This is a genomic window from Cyanobium gracile UHCC 0281 (genome assembly GCF_034931305.1).
Taxonomy (GTDB): Bacteria; Cyanobacteriota; Cyanobacteriia; order PCC-6307; family Cyanobiaceae; genus Cyanobium; species Cyanobium gracile_A.
Genome location: NZ_JAYGHY010000002.1, coordinates 15,363 through 38,453 on the forward strand (window position 1 = coordinate 15,363; position 23,091 = coordinate 38,453).

The 23,091-nt window shown below is 70.1% G+C and carries 23 protein-coding genes; 7 read left to right on the forward strand and 16 right to left on the reverse strand.

The window, feature by feature from the left end:
- Window positions 1–19 precede the first annotated feature (19 nt).
- Window positions 20–1,831, reverse strand: a complete 1,812-nt coding sequence (locus VB739_RS00760; RefSeq protein ID WP_323355344.1) for an ABC transporter ATP-binding protein — start codon at window positions 1,829–1,831, stop codon at window positions 20–22.
- 14 nt (window positions 1,832–1,845) lie between these two features.
- Window positions 1,846–2,244: an RNA-binding protein gene (locus tag VB739_RS00765; protein WP_323355244.1), complete on the reverse strand. Its 399-nt coding sequence runs from the start codon at window positions 2,242–2,244 to the stop codon at window positions 1,846–1,848.
- Between the two features lie 284 nt (window positions 2,245–2,528).
- On the opposite strand from VB739_RS00765, the gene VB739_RS00770 reads away from it, so the two are divergent.
- Entirely contained in the window at window positions 2,529–2,732 is a 204-nt protein-coding gene (locus VB739_RS00770; protein ID WP_323355245.1) for a hypothetical protein, read from the forward strand.
- Between the two features lie 9 nt (window positions 2,733–2,741).
- On the opposite strand, the gene VB739_RS00775 is transcribed toward VB739_RS00770, so the two are convergent.
- The 7 genes from VB739_RS00775 to VB739_RS00805 form a co-directional block, all read right to left on the reverse strand.
- A complete protein-coding gene (locus VB739_RS00775) occupies window positions 2,742–3,065 on the reverse strand; it encodes a hypothetical protein (RefSeq protein WP_323355246.1) in 324 nt (107 codons plus the stop codon).
- 35 nt (window positions 3,066–3,100) lie between these two features.
- A complete protein-coding gene (locus tag VB739_RS00780; RefSeq protein ID WP_323355247.1) occupies window positions 3,101–5,002 on the reverse strand; it encodes a DEAD/DEAH box helicase in 1,902 nt (633 codons plus the stop codon).
- Between the two features lie 89 nt (window positions 5,003–5,091).
- On the reverse strand, window positions 5,092–5,469 hold the full coding sequence (locus tag VB739_RS00785; protein WP_323355248.1) for a phosphomannose isomerase type II C-terminal cupin domain: 378 nt from the start codon (window positions 5,467–5,469) through the stop codon (window positions 5,092–5,094).
- A gap of 154 nt (window positions 5,470–5,623) precedes the next feature.
- A complete protein-coding gene (locus VB739_RS00790) occupies window positions 5,624–7,237 on the reverse strand; it encodes an ATP-dependent DNA helicase (protein ID WP_323355249.1) in 1,614 nt (537 codons plus the stop codon).
- Window positions 7,234–11,031 (reverse strand): UvrD-helicase domain-containing protein, encoded by a 3,798-nt coding sequence (locus VB739_RS00795; protein ID WP_323355250.1) that lies wholly within the window; start codon window positions 11,029–11,031, stop codon window positions 7,234–7,236. Before VB739_RS00795 ends, VB739_RS00790 begins: the two co-directional genes overlap by 4 nt.
- A complete protein-coding gene (locus VB739_RS00800; RefSeq protein ID WP_323355251.1) occupies window positions 11,028–14,303 on the reverse strand; it encodes an exodeoxyribonuclease V subunit gamma in 3,276 nt (1,091 codons plus the stop codon). The genes VB739_RS00795 and VB739_RS00800 overlap by 4 nt, the downstream gene beginning before the upstream one ends.
- Before the next feature lie 10 nt (window positions 14,304–14,313).
- Complete coding sequence (locus VB739_RS00805) at window positions 14,314–14,988, reverse strand: metallophosphoesterase (protein WP_323355252.1); 675 nt, start codon at window positions 14,986–14,988, stop codon at window positions 14,314–14,316.
- Between the two features lie 122 nt (window positions 14,989–15,110).
- Here VB739_RS00805 and VB739_RS00810 point away from each other — a divergent pair, with 122 nt between their 5' ends.
- Window positions 15,111–15,455, forward strand: a complete 345-nt coding sequence (locus VB739_RS00810) for a hypothetical protein (RefSeq protein WP_323355253.1) — start codon at window positions 15,111–15,113, stop codon at window positions 15,453–15,455.
- A 13-nt stretch (window positions 15,456–15,468) separates the two neighbouring features.
- On the opposite strand, the gene VB739_RS00815 is transcribed toward VB739_RS00810, so the two are convergent.
- Window positions 15,469–15,789: an MgPME-cyclase complex family protein gene (locus VB739_RS00815; RefSeq protein WP_254945776.1), complete on the reverse strand. Its 321-nt coding sequence runs from the start codon at window positions 15,787–15,789 to the stop codon at window positions 15,469–15,471.
- 13 nt (window positions 15,790–15,802) lie between these two features.
- Complete coding sequence (locus VB739_RS00820) at window positions 15,803–16,552, reverse strand: pyridoxine 5'-phosphate synthase (RefSeq protein ID WP_323355254.1); 750 nt, start codon at window positions 16,550–16,552, stop codon at window positions 15,803–15,805.
- A 140-nt stretch (window positions 16,553–16,692) separates the two neighbouring features.
- On the opposite strand from VB739_RS00820, the gene VB739_RS00825 reads away from it, so the two are divergent.
- From VB739_RS00825 to grxD, 4 genes are all read left to right on the forward strand, one after another.
- Window positions 16,693–17,424 (forward strand): lysophospholipid acyltransferase family protein, encoded by a 732-nt coding sequence (locus VB739_RS00825; protein ID WP_416233282.1) that lies wholly within the window; start codon window positions 16,693–16,695, stop codon window positions 17,422–17,424.
- A gap of 119 nt (window positions 17,425–17,543) precedes the next feature.
- Window positions 17,544–18,029, forward strand: coding sequence for a hypothetical protein (locus tag VB739_RS00830; protein ID WP_323355256.1), 486 nt, complete (start codon window positions 17,544–17,546; stop codon window positions 18,027–18,029).
- Window positions 18,030–18,076: 47 nt separating this feature from the next.
- Window positions 18,077–18,310, forward strand: a complete 234-nt coding sequence (locus VB739_RS00835; RefSeq protein ID WP_323355345.1) for a BolA family transcriptional regulator — start codon at window positions 18,077–18,079, stop codon at window positions 18,308–18,310.
- Between the two features lie 23 nt (window positions 18,311–18,333).
- Window positions 18,334–18,657 carry a Grx4 family monothiol glutaredoxin gene (gene grxD, locus VB739_RS00840; protein WP_323355257.1) on the forward strand — a complete coding sequence of 108 codons (324 nt, stop codon included), beginning with the start codon at window positions 18,334–18,336 and terminating at the stop codon, window positions 18,655–18,657.
- A 34-nt stretch (window positions 18,658–18,691) separates the two neighbouring features.
- On the opposite strand, the gene VB739_RS00845 is transcribed toward grxD, so the two are convergent.
- Window positions 18,692–18,958 carry a DUF6761 family protein gene (locus VB739_RS00845; RefSeq protein ID WP_323355258.1) on the reverse strand — a complete coding sequence of 89 codons (267 nt, stop codon included), beginning with the start codon at window positions 18,956–18,958 and terminating at the stop codon, window positions 18,692–18,694.
- A 203-nt stretch (window positions 18,959–19,161) separates the two neighbouring features.
- Between VB739_RS00845 and VB739_RS00850 the strand changes: the two genes are divergently transcribed.
- Window positions 19,162–19,953: a response regulator transcription factor gene (locus VB739_RS00850; protein ID WP_323355259.1), complete on the forward strand. Its 792-nt coding sequence runs from the start codon at window positions 19,162–19,164 to the stop codon at window positions 19,951–19,953.
- 9 nt (window positions 19,954–19,962) lie between these two features.
- On the opposite strand, the gene VB739_RS00855 is transcribed toward VB739_RS00850, so the two are convergent.
- The 4 genes from VB739_RS00855 to VB739_RS00870 all read right to left on the reverse strand — a co-directional run bounded on the left by VB739_RS00855 (window position 19,963) and on the right by VB739_RS00870 (window position 23,006).
- Entirely contained in the window at window positions 19,963–20,511 is a 549-nt protein-coding gene (locus VB739_RS00855; protein WP_323355260.1) for a hypothetical protein, read from the reverse strand.
- On the reverse strand, window positions 20,508–20,789 hold the full coding sequence (locus VB739_RS00860; protein WP_323355261.1) for a hypothetical protein: 282 nt from the start codon (window positions 20,787–20,789) through the stop codon (window positions 20,508–20,510). Before VB739_RS00860 ends, VB739_RS00855 begins: the two co-directional genes overlap by 4 nt.
- Window positions 20,790–20,850: 61 nt before the next feature.
- Entirely contained in the window at window positions 20,851–21,786 is a 936-nt protein-coding gene (locus VB739_RS00865) for a carbon-nitrogen hydrolase family protein (protein ID WP_323355262.1), read from the reverse strand.
- A gap of 89 nt (window positions 21,787–21,875) precedes the next feature.
- A complete protein-coding gene (locus tag VB739_RS00870) occupies window positions 21,876–23,006 on the reverse strand; it encodes a choloylglycine hydrolase family protein (RefSeq protein WP_323355263.1) in 1,131 nt (376 codons plus the stop codon).
- Window positions 23,007–23,091 lie beyond the last annotated feature (85 nt).

A 23,091-nucleotide genomic window follows, 5' to 3' on the forward strand; every position in this document is an offset into this window, starting at 1 on the left:
CAAACTAAGCCCCCCCGGCTCAGCGCACGGATTCCTCCGGTCTCAGCCCGGTCTGCACCCGCCAGAGGGCCGCATAGGCCCCGTCCCTGGCCAGCAGGTCGTCGTGCCCGCCGCTCTCAACGATTCTGCCCCGTTCCATCACCACGATCCGGTCGGCGTGGCGCACCGTGCTCAGCCGGTGGGCGATCACCAGGGTGGTGCGTGAGGCGGTGATGCGGTCGAGGGAGCGCTGGATCGCGGCTTCCGTTTCGTTGTCGACGGCGGCGGTGGCCTCATCCAGCACCAGGACCGGCGGATCCTTGAGAATCGCCCGGGCCAGGGCGATGCGTTGCCGTTGGCCCCCGGAAAGGCGCAGGCCCCGCTCCCCGACAACGGTGTCGTAACCCTGGGGCAGCTCGTTGATGAACGCGGCCGCCTCGGCCAGGCCGGCGGCCCTTTCGATCGCCACGCGGCTGGCTTGGAAGCTGCCGTAGGCGATGTTCTCGGCGACGGTGCCGTGGAAAAGGAATACCTCCTGGCTCACCAGACCGATGGCCCGGCGCAGGTCCTGCAGCGCCAGCTCCTCGATCGCCACGCCATCGAGCAGGACCCGGCCCGCCTGGATCGCATACAGCCGCAGCAGCAGCTTGACGATGGTGCTCTTGCCGGAGCCGGTGGCCCCCACAATCCCCAGCGTGGCGCCAGCGGGCACCTCCAGATCAAAGCCTTCCAGAAGCCTGTCGCGGCCGGCGTAGGCGAAGTCCACGGCCTCGAAGCGGATGTGACCGCGGACGGCGGCGACAGGCAGCGGCCGGTGGCCACTGGGGATGGCGATCGGGGTGTCCAGCAGATCCATCACCCGGTGGGTGGAGGCCATGGCGCGCTGGTAGTCGTCGAGGGTGCGGCCCAGGGTGGTCAGGGGCCACAGCAGCCGCTGGGTGATGAAAACGAGAAACGAATACGTGCCGATGGCGATGGCACCGCTCCAGGCCTGCAAACCGCCGATCACCAGGATCGCGATGAACGCAAACAGGATCGCGAACCGGATCAGCGGGATGAAGGCCGCCGACAGGCGAATGGCCTGGCCGTTGCTGGCGCGGTAGGCCTGGCTCTGGGCGATCAGCCGTTGCTTCTCCCATTCTTCGGCGGCATAGCTCTTGATGGTGAGCATGCCGCCGAGGTTGTTGCTCAGGAGGCTGGCCAGATCGCCGGCCCGCTCGCGAACCTCCCGATAGCGGGGCGCCAGGCGCCGCTGAAACCTCAGGGACCCCCACAGGATCACCGGAATCGGCAGGAAGGAGACGCCCGCCACCGTGGGGGACAGCACGAGCATGGTGCCGCCCACCGCCAGCACGGTGGTGACCAGTTGCAGGATCTCGTTGGCCCCCTGATCGAGGAAGCGCTCCAGCTGGTTGATGTCGTCGTTGAGGACAGTGAGCAGACGCCCGCTGCTGCCGGCTTCGAAGAAGCCCATCTCCAGGTGCTGGAGGTGGTCGTAGGCCTCGACGCGCAGCTCGTGCTGGACGGTCTGGGCGAGGCGACGCCATAGCAGGGCGTACAGGTATTCGAAGCAGGACTCGGCGCTCCAGATCAGGAACGAGAGCACCGCCAGCACGCCCAGCTGAGCGGGAACGGTGCTGAAGCCGAGCCCGGCCAGCCAGGAGGTGCGCTGCTGCACCACCACGTCGACCGCCAGGCCGATGAGGACAGGCGGAGCCAGGTCGAAGAGTTTGTTGAGGACCGAGCAGGCGGCCGCCAGCCGGACGAGCCTGCGGTGGGGCCGCAGGCTGGCCAGCAGACGCGAGAGTCCCGGTGCTGGGGTGGTCGGCGCCCTGGCGCCATCAACGGCCATGGTGGCCGCAGGCGTCACCAACGATTGCCGCCGCCACCACCCCCGTAGCCGCCGCCGCCACCGCCGCCGTAGCCGCCACCACCGGAGCGGCCACCGCCGCCACCGCTGGGGCGACCACCGCCGCCGCCGTAACCGCCACCGCCGGAGCGGCCACCGCCCCCACCACCGCCTTCACGGGGTGTGGCCTTGTTGACACGGATCATGCGGCCCATCCATTCGACGTCCTGCAGATCGTCGATGGCCTTCTGCTCGGAGGCATCGTCGGCCAGTTCGATGAAGGCGAAGCCACGCTTGCGGCCCGTTTCCCGGTCGAGGGGAAGGCTGCACTGACGAACCTCTCCGTACTGGCCGAAGAGATCGAGAAGGTCCTCGCGTTCAGCCTGGAACGAGAGGTTGCCGACGTAGATGGTCATTCAATGAAAAAGCTGGAACGGATTCCTCCGGTGTCGGGAATCCCAGGGAAAGCAGGCGGTCGGCATGGAGCGCAGAGCGGATCTGAGGGAGAGTCCGGTTCTGTTGGGCCTGAGCCGTCGGTGCGTGCCGAAGGGAGCCAGAGCGGCATGGAATTGTTGGAAGCCTACAACCGAGCCAGAGGCTGTATGGAGAAGCTTGAAGCGGAAGCGAAGCAATTCCGAAGGTTTCCCTGTCCCCTGACCAGGACGCCCCATTGTCAGCAAACCCTGATCAAGCTGATCCCATGAAAACCGCCCCCGTCCCCTGGAGCCTCACCTGGCGTGAGGATGGCGAGCTCGGCACCCAGGATCTCTTCGACCTGCTCCAGGTCCTTGTGGCCAACGAAAGTCACGACGTCCAGATGTCCCTGATCGCGGCCGTGGAGCAGCTCACAGTGAGCGACCTCCAGGTGATGGCCTGCGAGGAGGTGACCCGGATGTGTGCCTGAGGGCCTCGATCAGATCGGGTAGCGCTTTGAGGTGGCGTCTTTGCAGCTGCTGCGGGCCGAGGAGATACTGCTGCCGCTCGTGATGCGATCGGCCACACAGCTGCAGGCGTAGTTGGCCATCCCGTCGGGAGCCTTCTTGCCGGACTGTGCCAGCTCCGTTTCGAAGGCGGAGAGGCAGATTGAGCGCACCACCTCGACGATGGGGCCAGAGGCCGCCTGCGCCGGCCCTCCCGCCGGCCCGAAGGCCGCCAGGGCCCCCAGGCTGAGGCTCAGCCAGACAGGACCTGGCAGGACGCGGGGGGAACGCAAACGGGGCCGCTGCTGGGAACGCATGGTGGAGTTGGCGTGGTGAACGCCGGCGAGGGGAATCAGGAGCCCAGTCGGGAGATCTGAAGTTCCTTGTTCATCACCCTCAGGCGACGAAGGTCAGCGAAGACATCGTCAGGCATGCCCTTGGGCAGGTCGACGGTGCTGTGGGCATCGAAGATGCGGATCTTTCCGATCGATCGACCGGCAAGGCCGGATTCGTTGGCGATGGCGCCCACAATGTTCCCGGGCTTGACCCGATCGCGCCAGCCCACCTCGATCCGGAACCGCTCCATGTTGTCCTCGGGGCCGTCCTCGCCACGCTCCTGGCTGCGGTCGTTGAAGGGCCGGCGATCCCCGCCCCGCTCCCTGTCACCACGGTCGCGGTCGCGCTCCCTGGTGGGGGCACCGGGACGGGACTGACCCCAGCGCTCCTCACCCTGGAGCAGCAGGGGTTTGCCGCCCAGCCCCAGCTCCAGGGCGGCGAGGGCCAGCTGGTCGGGGCTGCAGGATTGCTCCTGGGCCACCCGTTGCAGGATTTCGGCCAGCAGGGCCCGCTCCTCCGGGTTGCAGACCGGCTGCTGCAGGGCCGTGGTCAGCTTCTGGCGCAGGCGATCGAGGCGGTGCTGGTTGATGCTGGCGTTGCCAGGCACCTCCATGGCTTCGATCGGCTGGTTCACGGCGCGCTCCAGACCCCCCAGGAAGCGACGCTCTCGCGGGGTGAGGAACAGGATCGCTTCACCGCTGCGCCCCGCCCGACCGGTGCGGCCGATGCGGTGCACGTAGGCCTCGCCGTCAAAGGGGATGTCGTAGTTGATGACCAGGCCGATGCGGTCGACGTCGAGGCCCCTGGCCGCCACGTCGGTGGCCACCAGCACGTTGACGCGGCCATCGCGCAGACGCTCGATCGTGCGCTCCCGCTGGGTCTGGGGCACGTCGCCGTTGAGCACTGCCACGTCGTAGCCGTGCTGCTCGAGGGATTCCGCCACCGTGAGGGTGATGGCCTTGGTGCGGGCGAAGATGATCACCCCTTCGCTGCCCTCGGCCTCGAGCACCCGCTCGAGGGCTTCCAGCTTCTGGGGCCCGTTCACCACGAGGTGACGTTGGCGGATGCGGCGGCCGTCGGCAGCCTTCTGGCGAATGGTGACTTCGGCCGGGTCCTTGAGATAGTTCTGGGAGATGCGGCGGATCTCCGAAGGCATGGTGGCGGAGAACAGCACCACCTGACGCTCGGCAGGGAGCTGCTCGAGCACCCACTTGACGTCGTCGATGAAGCCCATGCGAAGCATCTCATCGGCCTCGTCCAGCACCAGGCTGCGCAGACCGGAGAGGTCGAGGGTGCCCTGGCGCATGTGATCCATCACCCGGCCGGGGGTACCCACGACGATCTGAACGCCGCGGCGCAGATGCTGGATCTGGTCGCGGAAATCGGCGCCGCCGTAGATCGGCAGCACCTTGACGCCCTTCATGCAGGCCGCATAGCTGTTGAAGGCCTCCGCCACCTGCATCGCCAGTTCGCGGGTGGGGGTGAGCACCAGCACCTGGGGGGTGCGCTGGCCGGGATCGAGGCGCTGCAGCAGGGGCAGGCCAAAGGCCGCCGTCTTGCCGGTGCCGGTCTGGGCCTGACCCACCAGGTCGCGGCCGAGCATCAGCTCGGGAATGGCGGCTTTCTGGATCGGGGAGGGTTCCTCGAAGCCGATGGCCGCCAGGCCGTCAAGCAGTTCCTGGCGCAGGCCGAAGGCGGCGAAGGCGCTGACGGGGACGGTGGTTTCCGCCTCGGGAGGGGCGATCGGGAGATCCGTTTCCGGGTTGGCGGAAGCAACGGAATCGGGGATGTGAATGGAGAGGTCGTCCTCCTGAGGAGCCACGACGGACGAGAGGACGTTGTCCTCGCAAGGCTGCTCAATGGCCGCCTGGGAATCAGCGGCACCGATGAGGGTGCTGCCGTCAATGATCTGGGTCACGGAATGCTGGAGCCTGGTGAATCCTTCAACGCAGGCCGGCAGCGGACCGTGGGAATGGGTGCCTTGCACCCGGGCTGCCTCGCCCTTGCTCAAAGGTTGAAATGAGACTTTACCACCCGGCCGTAATCATCGCTGAAACGTTCGATGTCGTCCTCCCGCAGCTCCGTGCCCAGTTGCACCTCGATGATTTCCAGGTCGGAAGCTGCCGCCGCCGTCGCCCGATGGACGCCTCCGCATGGAACGAAGAGGGTGGCGCCGGGGATCGCGGCGATGCCATCGCCATCGCACTCCATCACACCGGCCCCGGCCACCACCACCCAGTGCTCACTGCGGTGCTGGTGGCGCTGGAGGCTGATGCGTTGATCCGCCGTGATCAGGATCCTCTTGACGAGATAGCCGGGGCCCGTCGCCAGGGTTTCGAACCATCCCCAGGGACGGTGGATGCGCGTCGTGCTGGAGGCTGTCAACGGACGCCGCTGGCTGGGGATATGGAGGGGCTCCCTGAAGGGGAGAAATCTCAGCAGTGGAGGCTATTGGAGCAGGGGCTCCGGTGCGTTCGACCCGGGGGACCGTGCCGATGGATGAACTATGAATCCGTGGCCGATGCCCGCCCCAGACGGTTCACTTTTCGTAGGCACCTGAGGCCGTATCGGTGAACAGCAGGGCGCCCTGCCTGGCCCGGGTCAGGGCGGTGTAGAGCAGGCGGCCATCCTGGGACCCGCCGCTGGGCAGCAGCACGATCACCTCCTCGGCTTCGCTGCCTTGGGCCTTGTGCACCGTCAGGGCCAGGGCGGGCTCGGCCGCCCCAGCCAGCTGGCCGGGATGAATCCAGGTCGCCTCTCCGCTCCCATCGCCGAACAGCAGCCGCGCCGACGGCCCCGGACCACCCACGAGCAGCCCCACGTCTCCGTTGGCCAGATCCAGTTCCGGCAGGTTGCGGCGGCAGAGCACGGGGGTGCCCGCCGGCAGATCCTGCAGGACGCCGTCCAGTCGTTCCCCCAGCAGGGTCCGATGGATCGCCTCCAGCCCCCAGCGTCCCTGGCGCTGGGGGGCCATCACCAGCAGCCGGTCGCGCGCGGCGAGCAGCTCGTGGCAGCCTTGATCGGTTCCTGGCCGGCAGTGTGCCGCCAGCCCCGCCAGCGAGGCCTGGTGGCGGCGCAGCCGCTCCAGCAGTTCCGGCGGCAGGGTTCGGGGGGAGCAGGGACGCCACTGCAGGTTGTCAGTGGGCTCCAGGGCCTGCAGCAGCGGCAGGATCGTGGCGATCGGGTCGGTGGCCAGGCCCTGGCGCAGGGCGCTGGCCACTGCGGCAATGGCCCCGGCGTTGCGGTACGTGGTGGTCAGGGTGATGGCGGCGGCCCCGAGCTGGCCCCGGTGCTCGGGCCGTTGCAGCTCCTGGAGCACGGCCCCCGGTGCGATCGGTGGCAGCTGGCCCGGGTCGCCCACCAGCACCAGCCGGCAGCTGGTGGGCAAGGCCTCCAGCAGGGCGGCCATCAGGCCCAGGTCCAGCATCGACACCTCATCCACCACCAGCAGGTCGAGCTCGAGGGGGCGGCCGCGGTGGCGGCCGAAACGGTCGCCTCGGCTCTCCAGCAGCCGGTGCAGGGTGGTGCAGGGGATGGTGCCCCCGGTGGCGGCCCGCAGGCGGCCCGCCGCCTTGCCCGTGGGTGCCGCCAGGTGGAGGCGGCCGCCCGGCTCCACGGCCCGGAAGGCCGCGATCATGGTCGCCACGGTGCTGGTCTTGCCGGTGCCGGGTCCTCCCTCAAGCAGGACCAGCCCGTGGCTGAGCACCGCGGCCACCGCCTGCCGCTGGCGCCCATCGAGGCCCTCCAGAGCGGGGAGGCCCTGGGTCCCCGCCCCCCCGCTGGAGGCCGGTGGTTCCAGGCTGCCGGCACGGGCGATCAGGGCCTCGATCACCTCCTGACGCTGCCGTTGCCAGCGGCGCCACTGCAGCCGTCCCGCCTCCAGGGCCATGGGGCCGTCCGGATCCCTGCAGAGCGGACTGTTGGCCAGGGCGTTGCGGTGCTCCTCGGGCCAGGACGCCGCGCTCACTTCAGCCGGTGCCGGTCCGTTCAGATCCAGTTCCAGGTCCCCCCGCCCCAGGGCTGCGCTGAGGGCGTTGATCAGCTCGCCGACCAGGGGATCGTTGGCCGTGCCGTAGAGACGCGGCAGGGCTTCGGCCAGGCTGGGGCCGAGGGCCGCCAGCCAGGGCTGGGGGGTGTGGCTGGGGTCCCTCATGGCGACCCCGCTGCGATGCCGGCCGCGGCGTGGCCGCCCAGGGCGCCGTCGAGGGCGAGCACACGGGCCAGGGGCGGCCGTTCCACGAACAGGCCCGGCACCGCTCCTGGCAGGGCCCGCGCCCCCGCTTCTCCGGGGGCGCCGCGCAGGAAGACGTAGGCGTAGCCCCCCAGATGGCGTTCCGGCGCGTAGCCCGGCAGGCGCCAGCCCAGATAGCGGTGCAGGGCCACCAGATAGAGGTGGGCCTGGAGGGGGTAGTGGCTGTGGGCCATCAGGGCAGCCATCGCCTCCTGGCTGTAGTGGCGGGGGCCGCAGGCCAGGGGCCGACCCTCGCTGTCCCGCCGGCCCAGCCAGTTGCTCTTCCAGTCGGCCACCCACCAGCGCTCCTGTCCGTCGGCCCCGGTGGCGGTGAAGATCAGGTCGATCGAACCGGTGAGGAAGCCGCGGCTGGCCACCGGCAGGGTCGCCACGGTGGCGGCATAGGCGGCACCGAAGGCGCCGCCGGGGTGGTCGGCGAAGGCGGCCGCCAGACCCTCGGCCCTGGCGAAGCCGAGGGTGAGATCGAAGTTCATCTCGTTCAGCCGGCGTTCCGGTCCCAGGTCGGCCACCCGCAGGCCCCCCAGCTCGGCGCCGAAGGGGGTGAGCCGCACCAGCTCCAGTCCTTGCAGCAACGGCTCCAGGGGGTCCGCCTCCAGGCCAGCCCGGCGCAGCTCCCGCTCCACCAGCTCCCGGTTGGCCGCCGCATCGGTGGGACGGCGATAGTCCAGCTGTTCCAGCATCCGGTGCAGGCAGTCGCCGGCGGCTGCCCCGCGGGCGAAACCGGCCAGGGGGCCCTCTTCGGGCCACAGGCCGTCCCCAGCCTCCGGGGCCTCCTCGAGGGGGCTGGGATCACTGGTGTCCCGGCCTTGATCGAGGGCTGCCACCGACACCGGGGCGTTGTGAGCAGCGCGGGTCCAGGCGGTGTAGCTGCTGCGGCCCCAGGCCGTGTCCAGGTGGCGCAAGGGGACAGGGCCGCAGCCCAGGGCGGCGATGGCCTCCGGGGGCTGGGGCAGGCGGGGACGGCTTGGCCACTGCGTGGGGGGGTGGCGCAGATCCAGATCCAGCGAACGCTGGGCGATCTCCGTCCGCAGCCGCGCCTGCCAGTCGTCGTCGCCCAGGGCAGCGATGGAGTCCTCGTCATCGGGATCGGGCAGGGGCTCGCCTGGAAACAGCCAGGGGAACAGGGGGTTGGCCTGCTGTCCCTTGGCCGGTGCCCAGCCCAGCACCAGCAGGTGCTGGGCGCGGGTGACGGCCACGTAGGCCAGCCGCTCCCGCTCGGCCCGTTCGGCCTGCCGCTGCTGGCGGAGTGCTTGCCATCCCTGGCCCCAGGAGGGGCGCAGGTGAAGGTCGAGGTGGGACTCGGCGCTGCCGGGCGGCTGCCAGCGGATCCCTACCCGGTGCCGGCCCGATGGAGTGGTGCCGGCCGCCTCCCAGAGATAGGGGCAGACCACCACGGGAAACTCCAGGCCCTTGCTGCGGTGCACCGTGATCACCGTGATCGCCTCGTCCACCTTGTCGCTGTGGGCCTGGTGGGACTCCGGGATGGTTCCGGAGGCCCGGCTCTGGTCCAGCCGCAGCCGCCGCAGCCAGTCGGCGGCGGCGGCCACGGCGAGGTGCTCCACGTGCAGCCGTTCCTGCAGCAGTTCGGCCACCTGCTGCAGATCCGCCAGCAACCGGCCGCCGGCACTCAGTCGGGCCAGACCTTCGCCGTCCACCAGCTGGGAGAGCATCCCGAGCGGTCCCTGATCGGGCAGATCCCTGGCCAGGGCCTGAAGCCGTCCGGCCAGCTCGCTCCATTCGCCCGGCTCGGCGGCGGCGATCCGCTCGGCCGACCAGGCGAGCAGGGGGGAGGCGGCCAGCAGCCGCAGGCGGTTGGGATCGGCCGGATCGGCGAGGGCATCCAGCAGCCGCTGCAGGGCGGTGGCCGCCGGACTGGCGAACACATCGGCCTTGCTCACCAGCCGGCTGGCGATGCCCTGGCGCTCCAGGGCGCTGCGCTGCTGCTCCGCCTGGTGGTGGTTGTGGACCAGCAGGGCGATGTCGCCGGCACAGAGGGGGCGGGCGGGCTGGCCGTCGCCCGCCTCGAGGGCGGGGGCCTCCTCCAGCAGCTCAGCGACGGCACCGGCCACCAGGTCGGGCAGCCGGCTCTCCAGTGCACTCTTGCTGGGCAGGGGGGCCTCGGCTGTCCGCTCACGGCCAAGCCAGAGCAGGCGCACCGGGGCCATGCCGTCGGGGCCGCGGCGCCGGGATCGGGCCTCCACCGCCGGCACCGGCAGAAGAGAGCGGGGCAGGCCCGCCGGGGCCATCAGTTTGTTGAGGCCGTCGATCAACGCCGGGCTGGAGCGCCGGTTCTCCTGCAGGGCGAGCACCTGCGCGGCGCTGCGGCGGGCCCGCCGGTAAGTGTCCAGGTCGCCGCCCCGGAAGCGGTAGATGGCCTGCTTCGGATCGCCCACCATCACCAGCAGGTGGGCGTCATCGGCGAAGGCCAGCCGCAGGATCCGCCATTGGACGGGGTCGGTGTCCTGGAACTCGTCGATCAGGGCCGCCCGGTACCGCTCGCCCACCGCCCGCAGCAGGGGCGTGGGAGCGGTGGCCTCTGGACCCGGGTCGAGCCCCTCGAGCAGCTGGGCGAAGCCGATGCTGCCGCTGCGCGCCCGGCGCCGGGCCAGCTCGGCCCGCCCCCAGTGGCAGCCGTGCAGCAGCACCGCTTCGGCCGGACCCTCCCGCAGGGCGGCCACCGCCTCCAGCAGGTCCGGGCAGGGCAGTCGGCTGCCTGGCTCGGGGCCTTCCAGCGATCGGGCCACCCGGCAGAACGTTTCGGGGTGGAAATACCCCCCCAGCTCTTTCTCGGCACGGACGGCGGCGTAACTCCCGGCCTCGTCCTGGCCGGCGAGCCAGGCCTCGACCAGCCCGCAGTGATCGGTTCTGGGCTTGGCGGCATAGGGCGTGGTGCTGCTGGCGCCGGCGGCACGCCAGTCGCGGGCAGCGTTCCGGAAGGCCTGGTCGAGGGCCTGGCCCTGGTCCGTCCAGGCCTGCTTGAAGGTTCTCCAGGGCTGGTGCCACAGCGTCTCCTGCTGCTCCACCAGCGGCCGATCCAGGCTCAGACCTTCGGGCAGGGGTTCAAGGACCAGGCCGGGATCCCCGTCGAGCAGGTGCAACAGCCGCTCCAGGTCGTCCAGGCCGGCGCCCGCCGCCAACCCTTCCACCAGATGCAGGGGAAGGGCCAGCACCTGCTGCTGCCAGTAATCGTGGGCGACCTGGCGCACCAGTTCACCGGCATCGGTCTCCACCGTCAGCTCAGGCGGGCGGGCGGCCTCCATGGCCTGGCGCCGCAGCGTGCGCTGGCAGAAGCCATGGATGGTGGTGATGTCGGCGGCGTCGAGTTCTTCGAGGGCCAGCAGCAGCAGGCCCTGCACCGTGTCGCGGGCGCCGGCCTCCTCCGGCTGGCGCTCCAGCCATTGCTCCAGCACGGGATCGGGAGCCCGCCAGCCGGGGGGGGGCTGGAGGCCGGTGAGAGCCTCCTGGATCCGACGGCCGATGCGGTCGCGCAGTTCCGCTGCCGCCGCGTTGGTGTAGGTCACCACCAGCAGCTGCCGTAGCCCCAGCCGCCGCTCGGCCAGGAGCCGCAGCACCAGGTGGGCCAGGGCGAAGGTCTTGCCGGTGCCGGCGCTGGCCTCCAGCAGCAGCACGCCATCATCGAGGGGGACGGCGTTGGGATCGAAGCTTTCGGGGGATGGGGCCTCGATGGTGGTCATGGTCCCCCCTCCGCCGCCAGCAGGGGGGAGTACAGGGCGTCGGCCAGTTCCAGCCGCTCCGGAGTCAGCAGGACCTCCGCCGGCAGGCGGGCACCGAAGCAGGCCTCCATCTCGGCCCGTTGCCGCTCACCGCTGTGGAAGCTGGAACCCTCCCAGGTGCCGGCGGCCTTGATCCGCCCCTGGCCGGGTCGCTTGCGCTCGCCTGTCACGTAGCTCCAGCCCGTTTCCGGGGGCACCGGCCAGCCCCGGCGCCGCCAGTCGCTCTGCAGGCCGGCCAGCCGTTCGAGTTCGTCGCGGGCGGCCTGGGGGGCCGGTGCCCTGAGGTCCAGGGCCGGGGCGAAGACGTCGCCATCGCGGGCGATCAGCACGCCCCGCCGCGGCTCCCCGGCCGCGGCGGCCGCGAGCAACAGCTGCAACCAGAGCCCCAGCCGATGGCCGACTCGGGCCTGGGCCGTGTGCACCAGCACGACCGTCTCGCCGCGCCAGGGAACCGGGGCCTGCCAGGGTCCCCACCGGTGGGTGTGCTGCTGCGGGGGGCCGAGGCGCTCGAGGGCCTCCGACAGGCTTGACCAGCGCCGTTGCAGCAGGCCCGCTTCCAGGCCACCCGCCGCCTTCGGGGGCAGCAGACCCTGCCCCCGGTGCCACGCGATCCAGTCCGCCGCCGTGCCCGGGCCTCCGTCTCCGGGGTCGCCGTCGCTGCGCTGCAGCCTGCCGCGCAGCAGGGCGGAACGCTCCCGCTCCCCCAGGGACAGGGCCTCAAGGTCGTCGAGGCGCCGGTCCCATTCGCCGGGCCGCAGGCCCAGGGATCGGAGCCAGTGGGTCTGGGGGGCCGCCAGCCAGTCCCGCAGGTCGCTGAAGGCGTCGGTGTCGGTGGGGGCCTCCAGGGGGCTTGGCCCCCCTAGCAGCGGCGCCGGTGGCGGCGGCGGATCACCGCTCAGGTGGCGCACCGCCTCCAGCAGGCGCCGGTCGCAACTGGGGGCTTCCCGTCCCGCGGCTGGCAGGAAGTTGCGCCGGTCGAGGGGGTTGGCGGCGTGCTCCACCTGCAGACGCGCCATGGCCTCAGGACCCACCTGGCCGGCCAGCCATTGCAGCCACTGGCCCACCGGGCCGGAGGGGGGCAGGGAGGCGCCGGTCCGGTCGTCGCGGCAGCTCCAGCTGAGCAGCAGGTGGTCCCGGGCGGAGAGCAGGGCCTCCATCAGGACGTAGCGGTCCTGGTCGGCAGGGTGGGGATCGCCGAGCTGGCGCTGGCCCTCCATCAGATGGAAGGCGGGACGGTCGCCCGGCCGGGGAAACAGGCCCGCCTCCAGCCCCATGAGCACGATCACCCTGTACGGGATGGCCCGCATCGGTTCGAGGGCGCTGATCGTCAGGGCACCACTGCGATGGCCGAAGCGGCCGCTTTCGGCCCCCAGCAACTCCCGCAGCACGGCCGCCACCACCGGGGCTTCCAGGCCCAGCGGACAGCTGCCGGCGGTGGTCTGCCAGGCGTCGATTGCCCCCATCAGGGCCGGTAGTTCGCCGGCGGCCTCGCCCCCATCGCCGAACAGGTCGTCGATCAGCCGGCGCAGCCGTTCCACCCAGGTGGTCACCGCGCCGCCGCGACGCAGCTCCCCCAGCCAGTGGCGCAGACGGCCGAGCAGATGCAGCCAGCGTCCGCTCAGTTCCAGCGGCACGCCCCCCTCCCAGGGGGCCGTGTCCGCTGGCGCCAGGCCCGCGCCAGTGGGCAGCACCAGGCCGAGCAGCAGCCTGTCGATCGCCCAGGCCAGGCTGTGGCAGGCCCCGTCCTTCTCCTGGCCGTCGAGGCCCCAACGGAAGCCCGCCTCCTGCAAGGCCTCCACCAGGCGGGCCGCCTCCCTGGCCTCAAGGCCGAAACGGTCCAGCAGGGGCGGGCAACCCAGCAGGGTCTCCAGCCCGGAGGCGGTGAGGCGGGTGCCGGCCAGCTCCAACAGCAGCAGCAACGTGCTGCCGAGGCCGGCCCCCTCCTCCTGGCTGCGGTCGGTCAGTCGCCAGGGGAGGTCCACCCCCGTGGCGTGGCGATCGCCGAACACCGAGGCCACCAGGGGGGCGAAGCCGTTGATGTCCGGCGTCATCACCAGGATGTCGCGTGGTTCGAGGCTGGGGTCGGCCGCCAGCAGCTGCAGCAGGCGGTCGCGCACGATCTGCACCTGCCGCAGCCGGCCAGGGCAGGCATGGAACTCGAGAGAGCGATCCTGCGGATCCACCTGCAGGGCCGGGATCCGGCTGGCGTCAGCCAGCTGGTCCTGCAGCTGGGCCAGCAAGGGGGCCGGCCCGGTGCCGCTGGCCGCAGCGAAGAAGAGATCCTTCTCCTGCGCCTCCCCCAGCTGGGCCTCGCCGGTGCCCTCCAGCAGCTGCTGGAATTCCCCCCCCAGACGGCCGAAGCGGGCTTCCAGGCCCGGGGCCTCCAGCAGCCAGGCGGCCTCGAGCGGCTGGCGCAGAGCCAGGGCATCACTGAGCTGGCGGCGGCGCTCGCCGCAGCGTTGCCAGAGATCGCGGCAGGGGGTGAGCAGGTAGAGGTCCACCGAACGATGCAGGCTCAGGGCCTGAAGCAGCTGCACCTGGATCGGCGCCATGCTGCTGAGGCCGAAGAGGCGCAGGGGGGTACCGCGCGCCTCCTCGGAGAGCTCTCCGCGTCGCAGGCGGCCGACCAGCTCCTGCACCCGACGGCCGAACGGTTCCTGGCCCAGCGCCTGGCGCAGGGAGCGGTAGAGCAGGGGCTGCCAGCACTGGGTTGCCGGCAGGGACCGGCCGCTGGCGTCGATCGCCTGGCCTGCCTCCCAGGCGCCCAGCAGCTCCGGCCGGTAGAGGGCGTAGTCATCGAAGGCATCGGCGATGGCGCGCCCCAGCTGCCAGTGTCCCAGCTCCAGCTGGTCGCCGCCGCCCCGTTCCGCCAGCCAGTGGCGCAGCGGCCCCCCCTCCGGCGCGGCGGCCACCGACGGCAGCAGGTCGAGCAGGGGCCAGACCAGCTGGTCGGCGCGCCAGGGATCGGCCGTGCCCCCACCGGCTCCTGTCTCCGCCGGGACCAGCAATTGGTCCACCAGCTGACGTAAGTGGCTGCCCGGGAAAGGAAAGCGCAGGTTGGCGGCGATACCGCCCAGGTGCTCGGCCAGTTGCTCTCCGAGCCAGCGGCTGGTGGGCCAGGTGTTGACCACCACCTGCACCTGCTCGAAAGGATCGGGGGGCTGCAAGCGCAGCTGGGTGGCCAGCACGCGCGCCAGCAGTTCTGCCCGGTTGCTGCGAAAGACCGTCAGCAAGGGGCCGGGCTCAGAGGACGCAGCTCAGGGCTGAGCCATGCACGAGGGCGGGCAAGTGTCTGCCTGTCGCCGGGAGACCGCTGACCCGCCGCGTCTCCTGGGTTTCGGGGCAATAGGCCGTGAGGTCCCCGCCATAGCAGGCCCCGGTGTCGAGCAGGACGATCGATCCAAGTCTGCGTAGGCCCGGCCCGGGGGTGTGGCCGACGATCACCTCGCCGAAGCGGTTGTCGTAGGCCTGCCAGAAGGCCAGTCGGACGTTGAGATCGGGCTGCCAGGTGCGCGGGTCGAAGCCGGCATGGGTGGCCACCCAGCCCTGACCCCAGTAGGCGAGGGGCAGCTGGTCGAGCCGGTCGCGCCAGAGCCGGCAGCTGGCCGCTCCCAGCTGGCGGTAGGTGTCGTTGCCGTTCAGTTCGGGGCGGCTGGTGGGGGCCAGGCCGTCGTCGAGCCGGGTGACCAGATCCCGTTCATGGTTGCCCTTGAGCCACACGGCCCGGCCGCGGCGCACCAGGTCCCAGACCAGCTCCATGGCGGCTTGGATGCTGGAGCCGCGGTTGATCACGTCGCCGCAGAACACCAGCCGGTCGCCAGGGGGCAGCTGGGTCACCAGCCATTGGAGAGCGTCCGCGCAGCCATGCACATCCCCGATCACCCAGTGGCGTGGTGGACGTTGGTCCGGGAACGTCATCAAGAAGGAAGCTTCCTCCCAAGTGTTGCCCTTGAGGTGGGGTTCTGTCACCCCCGACGGGGCAGGTCGGCTTCCAGCGCTGATACGGTGCGGCCGCGGTGCACTCCAGGAGGCAACGGGCGATGGACCTGAAGGATCTGCCGGTCACCCAGCGTGTCAACGCCCTGGTGAAGGCGCTGGACGGGGCCAAACGCACCAATGAGGCCCTGGCCCGCTGCAGTGATGGCGACGCCATGCTGGATGTGCTGCTGGATGCCTCCTCCCGGCTGGGACTGGGCCTGACCCGCTGGGAACTCGAGAACACGCCGCCGATCCGGGACTGGATCTGGTGGAAGAACAAGGAAGCGCCCCTGACGATCGGCGACAGCAAGCCCCGTTACCAGCAGGACGGCGGCCAGGGCAGGCCGCGCCCTGAGAGCTCATCCGAAGACGAGACGCCCAGGCGCCGCTTCCTGGGTCTGTTCTGAGGGGCTGCGCTGATCAGGCCAGGGTGGCCAGCGGGTCGGGGATGGTGCTGCTCGGTGCCTCGAAGCTTCCCAGGGCCACGAACTCCAGTCGCAGCTTCATGAACGTGATGAACTTCTCGTCGGTGGACACCACCGCCGCGGCGGGCCGGGGGACGGCGGCCACGGCGGCGGCCAGCTCGGGCGCCTCCAGGAAGGCGGGGCGTTCCAGGAGCCAGAAGTCGATGGTCTTGTCCTTCTCGGCGTAGTTGCGCACGCGTTCGCGCAGCACCTCCTCCAGGGGTTCCTCCTCGAGCAGGAAGGCGCGGCTGGCGGCGACGAAGTGGTAACGGGTCATGGCGGGTGGGGCCTCAGGGCTGGCGGTCGCCGAACAGCGGGTCGCGGCGGGGATTCTGCACCAGCGCCCGCATCTGCCGCACCGCCTCCTGGAGACCGACGGCCAGGGCGCGGGCCACGATCGTGTGGCCGATGTTGAGCTCCTCCATGGCCTCGATCGCCGCGATCGGCTCAACGTTGTGATAGGTGAGGCCATGGCCGGCGTTCACCCGCAGGCCGAGGCCCCGGGCGATCGCGGTGGCTTCGGTGATCCGGGCCAGCTGGAACGGCTGCTGCTCCCAGGCCGCCTCGGCATAGGCGCCGGTGTGGAGCTCCACCCAGCGGGCCCCGCAGCTGCGGCAGGCCTCCAGCTGGGCGTCATCGGGGTCGACGAACAGGCTGACGCCAATCCCCGCCCCCATCAGGCGCCCCACCAGGGGAGCGAGGCTCTCCACTTGCCCGGCCACGTCCAGGCCGCCCTCCGTGGTCACTTCCTCGCGACGCTCCGGCACCAGGGTCACCATGTCGGGGCGGAGGCGCAGGGCGATCGCCTCCATCTCCGTGGTGGCGGCCATCTCCAGGTTGAGACGGGTGCGCACGGTGGCCCGCAGCAGCTCCACGTCCCTGTCCTGGATGTGGCGGCGGTCCTCCCGCAGATGCACGGTGATGCCGTCGGCGCCGCCCAGCTCGGCCAGCAGGGCAAAACGCACCGGATCGGGCTCCACGGTGCGGCGGGCCTGCCGCACGTTGGCGATGTGGTCGATGTTGACCCCGAGGCTGGCCATGGGTGGCTGGTGGCTGAAGCGATCCTGACCGCACCGTATCGGTTGCCGGGGGAGCGGCCGCAGGCCCAACTGCCCGCCACCGGCTGGCAAGGGGGGGATCCAGCCCCTAGCTTCGACATCGACGTTCTGCCGGATCGAGAGTGTTGGCGGCGCAGACGCCCTCCGGAGAAGGCCCCTCCCTGGCAATCAGCCCGCGGGAGAGCTCGCTCTGCAACGGCATCAGCCCCTGGCTGTCCCCCGTGGCGATGGTGGTCACGATCGATCTGGCGCTCCAGGGTTATTTCGGTGACCTGACGGTGCTCGGGCGTGAGCATCTGCCCAGGAAGGGGGCGGTGCTGCTGGCCCCCACCCACCGGGCCCGCTGGGACGCGCTGATGCTCCCCTGGGCGGCTGGGCGTCGTGTCACTGGCCGGGACTGCCGCTTCATGGTCACGGCCGATGAGATGAAGGGGCTGCAGGGGTGGTTCCTGCACCGTCTCGGCTGCTTCCCGGTGAACCAGGGCCGTCCCACCCTGGCCAGCTTGCGGTTTTCCATGGAGCTGCTGGCCTGTGGTCAGCAGCTGGTGATGTTCCCCGAGGGCCGCATCCGCCGGGAGGACGCTCCGATCCGCCTGCACCAGGGCCTGGCCCGCCTTGCCTTGCTGGCTGCCAGCAAGGGGGTCGACGTGCCGGTGGTGCCGGTGGGCATCGCCTACGGCCACGCCGATCCCCGCCCTGGCGATGGCGCCGCCCTGTGTTTCGCTCCCCCCCTGCGGGCCCGAGGCCAGGGGCGTGAGGCGGCTCTGGCCTTCAGTGCCGGCCTCGCCGCCGCCATGGAGTCGGCCGAGCAAGCGGCCCGCGCCGTGGTGGGGCGTCCGATCGGCTCCCCGTAAAGTTCGGCCGTTACCCGTCAGGCGTCGACGTGATCAGGCCTTCCGCCATCCCTTCCCTCCGATCCGCTCGGCCATCGGGCTTCGCCGGGGTCTGCGGAGGCGCCCTGGCCCTGCTTGCCATGGCCCAGCCGCTGCTCCAACCGCCGGCCCGGGCCCAGGACTCCCCCCAGACCGTGCAACCTGCCGGCACCGATCTCACCCTGTCCTCGGTGAGGACCCTGCTCACCAGGGGCGACGCGGCGGTGGCCAGCGGCAACCTGGCCGAGGGACGGCGCCTCTACGACCTGGCCCGGGATGCCAGCCGGCGACTGCTGGGCTTCTACCGCGATCTGAGCGGCTCCTTCCGCGGCCTGGATGCCCGCATTCCCCGGGAAATGGATGACAAGGGGCGGGAGGCCCTGACACTGCTGGCCGAGACCAACCTGAGGCTGGCGGCCCTGTTCCGTCGCCAGAACCAGCCCGAGGTGGCCATCCCCCTGCTGGTGGAAGTGGTCAAGATCATGACCCCCACCAACGAAGGTGGGCGCAAGGCCTACCAGCAGCTGGTGGAACTCGGCTTCGTGGTCACCCCCTACACCGCTCCGGGATCGGCCGCCGGTGGTTGATCGTTCTTAGATTCCAACTTCCCGTCATCCCCACGATCCCCACCGCCATGGTGCAACCGGAGCAGGTCAAGGACGCCATCCGCCGCGCGCTTCCCGATGCTGCCGTGGAGGTGGAGGATCTCACCGGTGGCGGTGACCACCTCCAGGTCAAGGTGGTGTCCGGCGCCTTCGCCGGGCTCAACCGGGTGCGCCAGCACCAGCTCGTCTATGGCGCCCTGCGCAGCGAGCTGGCCAGCGAGGCGATCCATGCCTTGGCGGTTCAGACCTCCGTTCCCACCTGATTCCCCTTCCCCGATTCCGACCCATGGATGCCAGCACCCGTCAACGCATCGACGACCTGATCACGACCAGCCCCGTGGTGGTCTTCATGAAGGGCAACAAGTTGATGCCTCAGTGTGGATTCTCTAACAATGTGGTCCAGATCCTGCAGTCGCTGGGTGTGCCTTTCGAGACGTTTGATGTGCTCTCCGACATGGAGATCCGCCAGGGGATCAAGGAGTTCTCCGACTGGCCCACCATTCCCCAGGTGTATGTGAACGGCGAGTTTCTGGGCGGCTCCGACATCCTGATCGAGATGTACAACAGCGGCGAACTGCGCGAGAAGCTCGAAGTCGCTCTGGCGTCCTGACCTTTCCCCTGACCAGCCCCGTCCAGCGAGCCGCTCAGTAGCGGCTCGTTTCCATCAGCAGGCGGGGTTGGCCGTCGGGGCCCATGAAGCTGGATGGGTCCTGGATCCAGCGATCAACCAGTTCCTCCAGCCGCCGCTGGGAATGGTGATCCAGCACGGCTGTGCGGCGCAACGCATGCAGGTAGCCGTCCGCGTACAGCCGCAGCTCGGAGGGTCCGTGATGACGATCGGAAAGGTCCTGGCAGGCGTCGCACAGGGACTGGAAGTGGCGGATCGCGTCGGGATGTTGAAGTGCTGTCATGGCTGGGGTTAGGCCCCTGGCGTCATTGTGGCGGCGAGAGCCGGCAGATGACCCCATCCTGCCGTGCCGCGACCGCCTTCCGGGAGCAGACAGTTGACAAGGCATCGCCCGTCACCGGCGTCCACGCACATTTCCAGTTAGCGTTGACGCACTTAATCGGCTGTCGGCACTTCCGCCTCTGATTTCATCGTGATGCCGAGGAGATGGCCGTGGCCCAGGACAAACTGACCGACCCCGGAGGCACCCCACGCAGGGTGCTCGTGGTCGACCCCCACGCGACCCTGCGCACGGTTCTCGCCCAGCGCCTCCGCCAGGACGGCCACCTGGCTGCAGCAGTGGCCACCGCCCGTGAAGCCCTGGAGATCTGCCAGGAGCAATCCCCCGATCTGCTGGTGAGCGCCGAGCTGCTTGAGGAAACCTCCGCTCTGCGCCTGGCGGCCCAGCTTCACTGTCAGGTGATGGTGCTCACGGCCCGTTCGGGCTCCGAGCCTGTGGTGGCTCTTCTGGATGCCGGCGCCGACGACGTGCTGCGCAAGCCTTTCGGTCTTGAGGAGCTGGCTGCCCGTTGCCGCACGTTGCTGCGTCGCAGTGGCAGCGGCCTGCAGGAGCGGGTCTGCGTCGGCCCTCTGGAGGTGCACCTGCTGCTGCGCCAGGTCACCCTGCGCGACCAGCCGGTGGAGCTGAGCCCACGGGAGTTCGCCCTCCTTTGCGCCCTGCTGATGCCTCCCGGGGTGGTGCGCAGCCGCCAGGAACTGCTTCGCATGGCTTGGCCGCCCTTCAGTGGCGGACCCCGCTCGGTGGACACCCAGGTGCTGACCCTGCGGCGCAAACTGGAGCAGGCGGGTCTCGGCGAAGGCGGCGCCATCGAAACGATGCGGCAGCAGGGCTATCGCTTCAGCCTCGACACCCTGCCCGAAATGAGTGAAGAGGCTGGCGGCGGCGCCGGTGCCGGCCTGTTGCTCACCTCACCCAGCAGCTCGAGCCGTCTCAACTAGTCCGCGCCATCAAGCTGGGCCCACGATCAGGGCCAGGACTTCTCCCACCATCAGCAGGCCGCACAGCAGGGCCAGCAGCTGATACGTCCAGGGGGGGCTGATCCTGCCGATGCCCTCCGTGGACAGGCCCGTGGCGCTGGAGAAGCGCACCAGGAAGTCGTCGAAACGCACCACCCGCTGGGGCAGTAGCCAGGCGGCTTCGCTGCGGCCATCCCCTGTGGCGGCGCTGCGCACGTAGTAGACCCGGCCCCCCTGGCTGGTGGTGACCGGGGTGAGTGCCGTGATGCGGTTCCAGGACACCTGCCAGCCGCGGCGTAGCAACCAGGAGCACCAGCGCGGGTGGCCCACCCGCAGCCCCTGGCCATCGAGCTCCACCCGCTCACTGGTGATGGCGACCACCAGGACCAGACCGGCGATGCAGGCCATCCCTAGCGGCAGCGTCAGCGGCTGCGGTGCCAGCAGGGGCAGGGGCAGCACCAGGGCCAGGTAGAGCCCCAGGAGCGTGAAGCGGATCAGCGGTGCCATCGGGTAGCGATGGCATGACGGCTCGGCGCTCATCGGTCGTCGGGGGATCCGGGCAGGGGTTCGATCACCTGGGAGGGTCGGTAGCGGCCCCCGAACACCTCCGACTCCCGACCTTTCCAGAAGCTGCCGAGGCGCATCAGATCGGCGTGGGCTTCACCCAGGCGCTCGACGTACTCGTTGGGCTCCATCGTGTCCTTGGCCTCCTTGAGCTTGCTGAGGCGAAGCAGGTGCCACACCCAGGGCTTGCCCATCTCGCCGCGGGCTTCCAGGTAGAGGGCCAGGTCGGAGGAGCTGGGGATTGGAGCCGCCATGGACACGAAACATTTGTTTACAAAGCGTACAGACGGCTGGGCGCGGGTGTGGTGCGTCGCCTCAGTAGAGCTCGGGCCGCAGGTCCTCGTGATAGCGGGTGGCAGCCGGATGGGTGGGCCCGTACTCGCCGGGCAGGCAGTCAGCGATCAGCAGGGTTGGCTCGGGCCGGGCGGCCGCCAGCACATCGCCATGGGGACCGCAGATGAGGCTGTTCCCCAGGTAGGCCGCCATCACCCGGCCGTTCACGGTCTCCTCGCCGCAGCGGTTGGCATAGGCCACGAAACACTCGTTCTGGAAGGCATGGGCCGGCAGCAGGGTGCGGGAGACATCCGGGTACGGCTTGTCGGTGCGCTCGCCGGTGCTGAGCTCGGCCCAGGCATCGGCGGCCGTGGGGATCAGCACCAGCTTCGCCCCCTCCAGCGCCAGTCGCCGGGTGAGTTCGGGAAACTCGGCCTCGTAGCAGTTGAGCAGCCCCACGCCCAGCCCGTTCACCGGCTGCACCGTGAACGCCGGCCCTTCCTCGGGATGGCGATAGCCGGCGCTCCAGCAGCGTTTCTCATCCGGTCCCCAGAGGTGGGTCTTGCGGTAGTTGCGCAGCAGGCCTCCGTCCTGGTCGATCAGGGCGATGGCGTCGAAGAAATGCTCTTCACCCGCCACGGTGGCCCTTTCGGCGTAGGGACAGGCCACCGCCAGGCCATGGCGGTGGGCCGCCGCCGCCACGCGCTCCAGGCTGGGGCCGTCGACGGGCTCCGCCAGCTCGCGCACGATCGATGGCGTGACGATGTACCCGGTGAGGTAGAGCTCCGGAAAGGCCAGCAGCTGCACGCCGTGTCCCGCCGCCAGGCCGCAGACCTGCTCCAGTCGCTCGAGGTTTTCGGCGAGGGCTGCCGCCGTGCCGGCGCTGCCGCTGCCCTGCCAGATCCCCAGCCGCAAGCCTTCGCCGAAGGCCGGTGGCCGGGGCCGCAGGAAGCTGTGCAGGCGATGCTCCAGAACCACGGCTTGCGACACAGCAGACCCCCCGATCCTCGCCTGCGGGCCCAGGCGGGCGGGCCCTCCAGCAACAGCTGGGGTTGGCCTTCAGGGGGTCAGTTGACCCGCACCTCCAAGGTGGGGCTCACCGCATCGGGTTGCTGGGGCCCCATCGGCAGCAGCTTCAGTCGGCCGTTGGCGGCGCCGAGGGCCTGGCGCAGATCGATGGTCTTGACGCGCTGGTCACCGAAGGTTTTCCAGTTGAAGGTGAGATCCCTGAGGTTGGACACGCTGGTCCAGGTGGTGAAGTCCGGACTCGTTTCTGCTGTTCCGGCCGGGGGCCTGGCCGCCCCGATCGGAATGTCGAAGTTGTTGAGGATGTGGAAGAGATTGGCCACCGCCGCCCTCGCTGTTGGCGTGGCTGAGGCGTTCTGGGTGAAGAACACCATCCGCACGAAGCGGGAGGGAGGGCTGAAATCACCGGGCAGGCCAAAGCCGCCGGCGCCCATGCCGAAGGGCGCCAGCTTGATCTGGCCGGCACCGGGAGCACCCAGCGTCGATGGCGGCGGATACGCGCTGCTGACGGTGAGGAAGTTGGTGAGGTTGGTGAGGTGCCAGGGGAAGGAGGGGGCGTTGGTGAGCACCCGGGTGGGGTTGTCATGCACCAGCAGCCGCCCCTCCCGGGGTTCGATCACGATGCTTCTGCCGCTGGCATCCTGCACCTTGAAATGCACATCAGGAACCTCACCCAGCAGGCTGATCACCTGGGCGGTGACATCCACGCTGTTGAGGTTGGCCTTCACCTCCTCCACCGTGGCGAAGTTGGCCAGCAGCCAGGTGCCCAGCTGGGCCGGGGCCAGGGTGCGGGTCTGTCTGGCCTTGGCCTCGGGGGTGTACTGAGCGAAACCGGGGAAATAGAACAGGCCCACATTGAGCCCCTTTTCATTGAGCCCATCAAGGATCATGTCGGTGTACTGGGCGGCCGTTGCGCCCAGAAATCCGTAGCGGGAGCGGTAGCTCAGACCCTGGCCACGGTTGCTCGACCCGGTGAACCTGCTGCCGGCCGGCCACACGGCGATCTGGGAGTCGAGCGGTTTGCCGAATTCCAGGGTGCGACCCACAGCCACGCCCCCATCGGCGGCGGTCAGGGCTCCCCCCGTGCAGGCGTTCGCTGAAGGTCCCGCCGCCAGTGCCAGCAGCACGCTGCTCGTCAGGGTCAGGGCGATGGCGATCGGTGATGTGTTCATCGTCAGCGGCCGTTCAAGGGATTCCACTGTTTTCACGGTAATTTCGTCGCCTCGGCTGCACCATCACCCGGCCGTATCCCTTCAC